Genomic DNA, 1,387 nt, shown 5'->3' on the forward strand with positions numbered 1-1,387 from the left:
ACCATTAATAAGCCATCAACGCCTGACTGCTCACACAATGCGACAAAATTGTCATAGCCGATGATTTCAACAGGATTGAGATAACCCATTAAAATGATTGGTGTCTGCGTATCTGTTTGACGGAACTCTGCAACCATTTTTAGTGCGTCACGAGTACTGGTACCGGCTGCTAACGCTCGCTCACCCGCCAAGGCCACAGTTGGACCATCAGCCATAGGGTCAGAAAATGGTAAGCCAACTTCGATCATATCTGCGCCATGCTTCACTAAGTCATGTAGCAAGCCAACAAAGTTACTAGGATTGGGGTCGCCTGCCATTACATAAGGAATCAGGGCTTTTTTGTTTTGTGATTTTAATGTTTCAAAGGTGCTTTCAATTCGGGTCATAATGGTTCTCTTATTAAATTTATTCATTATCAATGATATGGACTTTGTCTCTTGGAAGTATAATTTTTACTTTATCTACAACTCCATGCTCACTATTCTTTGGAAATAGAATCACAATATTATCGCCTAAACCTTGCATTAACACATCGACATTATCAGTCCTAACATAATGGTTTCCGAAATTACTATCGCTTGATTTAATACCATATTCTATTAAGTATTGATTGTATGGTTCTTGAACATGGACTGATACATTGTCGTTAGCAAGACTTAGTATCTGCATAGAGGAATTGATAAATCCTTCAACTTTCATACCTGAAAAAACCAAAAGTAGAACTGTTATCGAAAATACAGTTATATTCAAAAACTCTTTCTTATTGGTAAACTCCAAATCTGCAAGACCTAATCCTTTGTTGAGTCTTTGCTCTTTAATCTTAATGGAACTTATTTCGTAAAAAAAAACTGCTATGAGAAATATACCTAGAACACTTAAAATATCAAGAACTTCTATTATATTTGACACGAGCATAAAACTTAACCACAAGGCAATAAAGATAGATTTAAATACTGTATCTAAATTAAATCTGTATTTTCTATACATAATATTAGAAAATACTATGATTTTTTTAAATTTAAAAACCTTTATATTCACATAAAGTAAAAGCCCTAAAGTAATATCAAACAACATTTTAATAGCTGATAAGGTTAAACAATAAAATATACCGAACACTACTGTTAGGGCAATAAATATAAAGGTATCACTGATTGAAAGATCCGTAGGGAAATATCCGATTTTGAAACAGTAATACAACATTATCCCTCCACCAATCAAGGTGGAGGTCTTAAACCCAGTGGATGCAACAACGCTTATCAGTTTCTCAAAGTTTTCACTTTTATTATAAACCGCTGTGAGATAAGACTCTTCATTAAAATTAGGCTTCAATCCCTTCTGCCTTCATCACTGAATGCAAATCTTTGTCACCGCGACCTGACATGTTAAC

The 1,387-nt window shown here is 34.5% G+C and carries 2 protein-coding genes; both read right to left on the minus strand.

Translation table 11 applies throughout. The annotated features are described in order from the left end of the window. On the minus strand, positions 1-386 hold a 386-nt coding region (gene trpA, locus ACS8FD_RS14600; protein ID WP_439276387.1), incomplete at its 3' end, for a tryptophan synthase subunit alpha. A 19-nt stretch (positions 387-405) separates the two neighbouring features. Continuing rightward, positions 406-1,329, minus strand: a complete 924-nt coding sequence (locus ACS8FD_RS14605) for a hypothetical protein (RefSeq protein WP_439263240.1) — start codon at positions 1,327-1,329, stop codon at positions 406-408. Positions 1,330-1,387: the final 58 nt, after the last annotated feature.

It is taken from the genome of Psychrobacter sp. 1U2 (assembly GCF_051847575.1).